Genomic DNA, 6493 nt, shown 5'->3' with positions numbered 1-6493 from the left:
CGTCAAGGGGCTGAGCGCCGAGGTCGGCGCGTCGGTCACCTCCGGCGCGGTGATCTGCGAGATCAAGGACTGACGTCCCGACCGACCCGCACGACACACCCGGGCGCCCGGCGGAGCCTCGAAGGCCCCGCCGGGCGCCCGGCGTCATCACCGCCTGCGCAGGTCCGCGACGCGTGCCCGCTCCGCGCTCTGGGCCTGTTCGGCCGCTCCCAGGGCCACGGCCGGACGCAGCCCCGAACCCTGCCGACGCGGCCCCGGCAGCGGCATGTCCCGGCGCTGCTGACGTGCCGGGGCCGCGTCACCCCCCGAGCCCGCGGCACCTCCCGACGCCCCGGCCACGGCGATCTGCACGCCCTGGTCGGCGAGCGCCTGCAACTCGGTGCCGGCACGGTCGTCGTGCGCGGGCGGCTCGTCCGTCACCAGGCGGGTGATGACGTCCGTGGGCACGGTCTGGAACATGGTGTCCATGCCGAGCTTGCTGTGGTCGGCGAGGACCACCACCTCCGCGGCGGCCTGCACCAGCGCCCGGTCGACGGAGGCCGACAGCATGTTGGACGTGGACAGCCCCCGCTCGGCGGTCAGCCCGCTCCCGGAGAGGAACGCCCTGGACACCCGCAGTCCCTGGAGGGACTGCTCGGCTCCGCTGCCGACGAGGGCGTAGTTCGAACCGCGGAGCGTACCGCCGGTCATCACGACCTCCACCCGGTTGGCGTGCGCCAACGCCTGCGCCACGAGCAGGGAGTTGGTGACGACGGTCAGACCGGGCACCCGGGCCAGCCGGCGGGCCAGCTCCTGCGTGGTGGTGCCCGCACCGACCACGATGGCCTCGCCCTCCTCCACGAAGCCGGCGGCGAGGTCGGCGATGGCGGTCTTCTCGGCGGTCGCGAGATGCGACTTCTGCGGGAAGCCGGACTCCCGGGTGAACCCGCCCGGCAGTACCGCACCGCCGTGCCGGCGGTCGAGGAGTCCTTCTGCCTCCAGCGCGCGCACGTCCCGCCGTACGGTCACTTCGGAGGTCTGGACGACGCGGGCGAGCTCACGGAGCGACACGGCCCCGTTCGCTCGCACCATTTCGAGGATCAATTGGCGACGTTCTGCAGCGAACACGAAACTGACAGTAACGCCGACGACCGTCTGCTTTCAGCACTTTGCGCTGAATAGCAGAAGTTGTTCGCACCCCCGACCGTCAAGTGGTATAAGTCCTAGTCGCCTCACCCACACCGAACACTCGTCCGGCAACTCCCCGTGACCGGCGGGGAGTTGGCTCCAGCCGCCAAGCTGTCGGGACGTCGGGACGTCGGAGTGTCGGGCCGTCAGGTTGTCGGGCCGTCAGGACTCTCCCGCCATCTTGCGCGTGTGCAGCTGCCGTGCCACCTCGGCGATCGACCCCGACAGCGAGGGGTACACGGTGAAGGCGTTCGCGATCTGCTCGACCGTCAGGTTGTTGTCGACCGCGAGCGAGATGGGGTGGATGAGCTCCGAGGCACGCGGCGCCACGACGACGCCGCCCACCACTATCTCGGTGCCCGGCCGGCAGAAGATCTTGACGAAGCCGTCGCGGATGCCCTGCATCTTCGCGCGGGGGTTGCGCAGCAGCGGCAGCTTCACGACCCGCGCGTCGATCTTCCCGGCGTCGACCTCGGCCTGGCTGTAGCCGACGGTGGCGATCTCGGGGTCGGTGAAGACGTTCGACGAGACGGTCTTCAGGTTCAGCGGGGCCACCGCGTCACCCAGGAAGTGGTACATGGCGATCCGCCCCTGCATCGCGGCCACCGACGCCAGCGCGAAGACGCCGGTGACGTCGCCGGCCGCGTACACGCCCGGAGCGGTGGTCCGGGACACCCTGTCGGTCCAGATGTGCCCCGACTCGCGCAGCCTGACCCCGGCCTCCTCGAGCCCCATGCCCGCGGAGTTCGGGATGGCGCCGACGGCCATCAGGCAGTGCGACCCGGTGATGACCCGCCCGTCGGCGAGGGTCACCTCCACCCGGTCCCCGACCCGCTTGGCGGACTGCGCGCGCGAGCGCGCCATGACGTTCATGCCGCGTCGGCGGAAGACGTCCTCCAGCACCGCGGCGGCGTCCGGGTCCTCACCCGGCAGCACCCGGTCGCGCGACGACACGAGCGTCACCTTCGACCCCAGCGCCTGGTAGGCACCGGCGAACTCGGCACCGGTCACACCGGAACCGACCACGATGAGCTCTTCGGGGAGCTCGTTCAGGTCGTACACCTGTGTCCAGTTGAGGATGCGCTCACCGTCGGGCCGCGCGTCGGGCAGCTCGCGGGGGTGACCGCCGGTGGCGATGAGCACCGCGTCGGCGGTCAGCGTCTCCTCGGACCCGTCGGCGGCCCGGACCACGACCTTGCGCGACCCGTCCAGGGCCTGCATGCCCTCGAGCCGCCCCCGCCCGCGCAGCACCCGCGCACCGGCCCGTGTCACGGACGCGGCGATGTCGTGCGACTGGGCCAGGGCCAGCCGCTTCACCCGGCGGTTCACCTTCCCCAGGTCCACGCCCACGACCCGGGCGGCCTGCTCCACGTGCGGGGTGTCGTCGGCCACGATGATGCCGAGTTCCTCGTAGGAGGAGTCGAAGGTGGTCATCACCTCGGCCGTGGCGATCAGGGTCTTCGAGGGCACGCAGTCGGTGAGCACCGACGCCCCGCCCAGACCGTCGGAGTCGACGACGGTCACCTCCGCGCCGAGCTGCGCGGCGACCAGCGCCGCTTCGTATCCGCCGGGTCCGCCACCGATGATCACGATCCGAGTCACATGCTCCATTGTCCCGCACACTTCACCGTGCGACCGTCCGGGGGCCGTCCCCGTGGCCCCTCCGTTACCGGAGTGGCCCGCGGTGCGGCTGCCGTACGCTCTCCCATATGTCGCTCTACGCCGCGTACGCCGGCAACCTCGACGCGCGGCTGATGTCCCGCCGCGCCCCGCATTCGCCGCTGCGCGCCACCGGCTGGCTGAACGGGTGGCGGCTGACCTTCGGGGGCGAGAACCTGGGCGTGCACTGGCCGAGCGGGCCCACCGGCCCGGCCGAGCCCACCGACCCGGTCGCGGGGGGCGGCGCGCTCGTGACGATCGTCGAGGACCACTTCGCCCAGGTCTTCGTCGCGCTGTACGACATCGCCCCCATGGACGAGGAGTCCCTGGACCACTGGGAGGGCACGGGCCTGGACATCTACCGGCGCACCCGCGTCCGCGTCCACACCCTGGACGGCGAGGAACCCGCCTGGACCTACGTCCTGAACGCCTACGAGGGCGGACTCCCCTCGGCCCGCTACCTCGGCGAGGTCGCCGACGCGGCGGAATCCGCGGGCGCTCCCCACGACTACGTGATGGAACTGCGTAAACGCCCCTGCTGACCCCACGCCCGAGCCGGGCCGCCGAAACCTGCCCGCCCGAGCCGGCAAGGCCTGGTCGGAATTGAGCCGGCAAGGCCTCCTCGGAAACGACAAGACAACGATCGCGGGCCCGTGAGCTTTGACATCTACGCGCGTAGGCGAAGACCGGCTACCCTCATCCGCGTGAACGCTTCTCTTCTTCCGGACGACATCCAGGGCGACCCCCACGCCGCAGCCGACGCCGCAGCCGCGCGCCTGCGCGAGCTCACGGGCGCCGAGACCCACGACGTCGCCCTCGTGATGGGCTCCGGCTGGGCGCCGGCCGTGGACGCCCTCGGCTCACCCGACGCCGAGTTCCAGGTCACCGAGCTGCCCGGCTTCCCGCCGCCGGCGGTCGAGGGGCACGGAGGCAAGATCCGCTCGTACCGCCTCGGCACCAAGCGGGTCCTGGTCTTCCTGGGCCGCACCCACTACTACGAGGGCCGCGGCGTGGCCTCCGTCGCCCACGGCGTGCGCACCGCCGTCGCCGCCGGCGCCAAGACGATCGTCCTGACCAACGGCTGCGGCGGCCTGCGCGAGGGCATGCGCCCCGGCCAGCCGGTCCTGATCAGCGACCACATCAACCTCACGGCCACCTCCCCCATCGTCGGCGCCAACTTCGTCGACCTCACCGACCTCTACTCCCCCCGACTGCGCGCCCTCTGCAAGGAGATCGACGCCACCCTGGAGGAGGGCGTCTACGCCCAGTTCCCCGGCCCGCACTACGAGACCCCGGCGGAGATCCGCATGGCACGGGTGATCGGGGCGGACCTGGTGGGCATGTCGACGGTGCTCGAGGCCATCGCCGCGCGGGAGGCGGGCGCGGAGGTGCTCGGCATCTCCCTGGTCACCAACCTCGCCGCCGGTATGACCGGTGAACCGCTCAACCACGAGGAGGTCCTCCAGGCGGGCCGGGACTCCGCCTCCCGCATGGGCACCCTCCTGACCCGGGTACTGGGCCGCCTGTAACCGCCCGCGGCCCCCGGCGGCGGGGGCCCCCGGGCGGGACGACTCAACCGACCACTCGAGAGGCTGACCGACACGTGCACGACGACCTGACCGCTCGGGCCCGCACCTGGCTCGCCGAGGACCCCGACCCCGAGACCCGTGCGGAACTCGCGGGCCTTCTCGACAAGCTCGACGGGAACGCCGGGACCACCGGGACCACCACGGACGACGCCGACGCCGTCGCCGAACTCGCCGCCCGCTTCAGCGGCACCCTCCAGTTCGGCACCGCCGGTCTCCGCGGTGAACTGGGCGCCGGCCCGATGCGCATGAACCGCGCCGTCGTCATCCGCGCCGCCGCCGGCCTCGCCGCGTACCTCAAGAAGCAGGGGACCCCCCACGGGGACGACACAGCCGGCCTCGTCGTGATCGGCTACGACGCCCGGCACAAGTCGGCGGACTTCGCCCGCGACACCGCCGCCGTGATGACCGGCGCCGGTCTCCGGGCGGCCGTCCTCCCCCGCCCCCTCCCCACCCCGGTGCTCGCCTTCGCCATCCGGCACCTCGGCGCGGTCGCCGGGGTCGAGGTCACCGCCAGCCACAACCCGCCCCGCGACAACGGCTACAAGGTGTACCTCGGTGACGGGTCCCAGATCGTCCCCCCTGCCGACGCGGAGATCGCCGCCGAGATCGCGGCCGTCGGGTCCCTGAACGACGTGCCCCGCCCCACCACCGGCTGGCAGACCCTCGACGACTCCGTCCTGGACGCCTACCTCGCCCGTACGGACGCGGTCCTGGCCGAGGGCTCCCCCCGCAGTGCCCGCACGGTGTACACCGCGATGCACGGCGTCGGCAAGGACGTCCTGCTCGCCGCGTTCGCCCGGGCCGGCTTCCCGGAGCCGGTCCTGGTCGCCGAGCAGGCCGAGCCCGACCCGGACTTCCCCACCGTCGCGTTCCCCAATCCGGAGGAGCCCGGCGCGATGGACCTGGCCTTCGCGAAGGCCCGCGAGGCCGAGCCCGACCTGGTCATCGCCAACGATCCGGACGCCGACCGCTGCGCCGCGGCCGTCAAGGACGCCGGCGGGGAGGGCACCGGCGACGGGGACTGGCGCATGCTGCGCGGCGACGAGGTCGGCGCCCTGCTCGCCGCCCACCTGGTCCGGCGCGGCGCGACCGGCACGTTCGCCGAGTCGATCGTGTCGTCGACCCTCCTCGCCCGTATCGCCGAGCAGGCGGGGCTGCCGCACGAGGAGACCCTGACCGGCTTCAAGTGGATCGCCCGGGTCGAGGGCCTGCGCTACGGCTACGAGGAGGCGCTGGGCTACTGCGTCGACCCGGAGGGCGTACGCGACAAGGACGGCATCACGGCCGCGCTGCTCCTCGCCGAGCTGGCCTCCGAGCTGAAGGCGGAGGGCCGCACCCTCCTGGACCTCCTCGACGACCTCGCCGTGGCCCACGGCCTGCACGCGACCGACCAGATGTCGGCCCGCGTCGAGGACCTGTCGCTCATCGCGGACGCCATGCGCCGCCTGCGCGAGAACCCCCCGGCCGCACTGGCCGGCCTGACCGTCACCCGGGCCGAGGACCTGACCCGCGGCACGGACACCCTCCCGCCCACCGACGGCCTGCGCTACACCCTCCAGGGTGCCCGCGTCGTCGTCCGCCCGAGCGGGACGGAGCCGAAGCTGAAGTGCTACCTGGAGGTCGTCGTCCCGGTCACCGACCGGGCCGAGCTGCCCGCGGCCCGCGCCGGGGCGGCCGCCCTGCTGACCGCGCTCAAGCAGGACCTGAAGACGGCGGCCGGTATCTGAGCGATCAAAAACGATCGAAAACCAAAAAACGGGGGGGTCCGCGGTTCCGCGGACCCCCCGGTCGTCGCTCCCGGGCTCAGGCGACACTCAGGCGACGGCCAGCAGGACCGTCAGCAGGATCACCCCGGCGAGCATCGGGGCCAGGACCTCGTAGGACCAGCGCACGCTCACCTCGCCCTGCGCGCTCCCCGCGCTCCGCCGGTCCTCGTGCAGCTCGCGCAGTTCGTCCATCGCGCGGTCGCTCGGTGCCCGCTCCGGGCCTTCCGGTCCGCCCGGTGCGGGCGCGACGCCCCCGCGCCGGGACGCGCCGCCCGCCCTCGGGGCCTGCCCCGCGGCGCGGACGTCGACGCC

At 73.0% G+C, this 6493-nt stretch carries 5 protein-coding genes and 1 pseudogene; 3 read left to right on the top strand and 3 right to left on the bottom strand.

Annotation, left to right across the window (positions count from 1 at the left end; all coding sequences use genetic code 11):
• Positions 1–147 precede the first annotated feature (147 nt).
• Complete coding sequence (locus tag JL475_RS37700; protein ID WP_307825318.1) at positions 148–1107, bottom strand: DeoR/GlpR family DNA-binding transcription regulator; 960 nt, start codon at positions 1105–1107, stop codon at positions 148–150.
• A 222-nt stretch (positions 1108–1329) separates the two neighbouring features.
• A complete protein-coding gene (locus JL475_RS37695) occupies positions 1330–2778 on the bottom strand; it encodes an NAD(P)H-quinone dehydrogenase (protein ID WP_202282722.1) in 1449 nt (482 codons plus the stop codon).
• 98 nt (positions 2779–2876) lie between these two features.
• On the opposite strand from JL475_RS37695, the gene JL475_RS37690 reads away from it, so the two are divergent.
• The 3 genes from JL475_RS37690 to JL475_RS37680 all read left to right on the top strand — a co-directional run bounded on the left by JL475_RS37690 (position 2877) and on the right by JL475_RS37680 (position 6142).
• Entirely contained in the window at positions 2877–3368 is a 492-nt protein-coding gene (locus JL475_RS37690) for a gamma-glutamylcyclotransferase (protein WP_202282721.1), read from the top strand.
• 162 nt (positions 3369–3530) lie between these two features.
• Positions 3531–4355 (top strand): purine-nucleoside phosphorylase, encoded by an 825-nt coding sequence (locus JL475_RS37685; protein WP_202282720.1) that lies wholly within the window; start codon positions 3531–3533, stop codon positions 4353–4355.
• A 74-nt stretch (positions 4356–4429) separates the two neighbouring features.
• Entirely contained in the window at positions 4430–6142 is a 1713-nt protein-coding gene (locus tag JL475_RS37680) for a phospho-sugar mutase (RefSeq protein WP_202282719.1), read from the top strand.
• A gap of 87 nt (positions 6143–6229) precedes the next feature.
• On the opposite strand, the pseudogene JL475_RS37675 reads toward JL475_RS37680, so the two are convergent.
• A pseudogene (locus JL475_RS37675) lies at positions 6230–6493 on the bottom strand (PH domain-containing protein); the annotation flags it as partial.

Origin of the sequence: Streptomyces sp. M2CJ-2, assembly GCF_016757295.1 — a bacterium.
GTDB lineage: Bacteria > Actinomycetota > Actinomycetes > Streptomycetales > Streptomycetaceae > Streptomyces.
The sequence above is the reverse complement of the archived record's forward strand: the minus strand, read 5'-3'. Positions and strand labels throughout refer to the sequence as shown.

Bases quoted from the DNA above. Each gene is read 5' to 3' on its own strand.
- JL475_RS37690 (WP_202282721.1), top strand. From the start codon at position 2,877: ATGTCGCTCTACGCCGCGTACGCCGGCAACCTCGACGCGCGGCTGATG.
- JL475_RS37695 (WP_202282722.1), bottom strand. From the start codon at position 2,778: ATGGAGCATGTGACTCGGATCGTGATCATCGGTGGCGGACCCGGCGGA.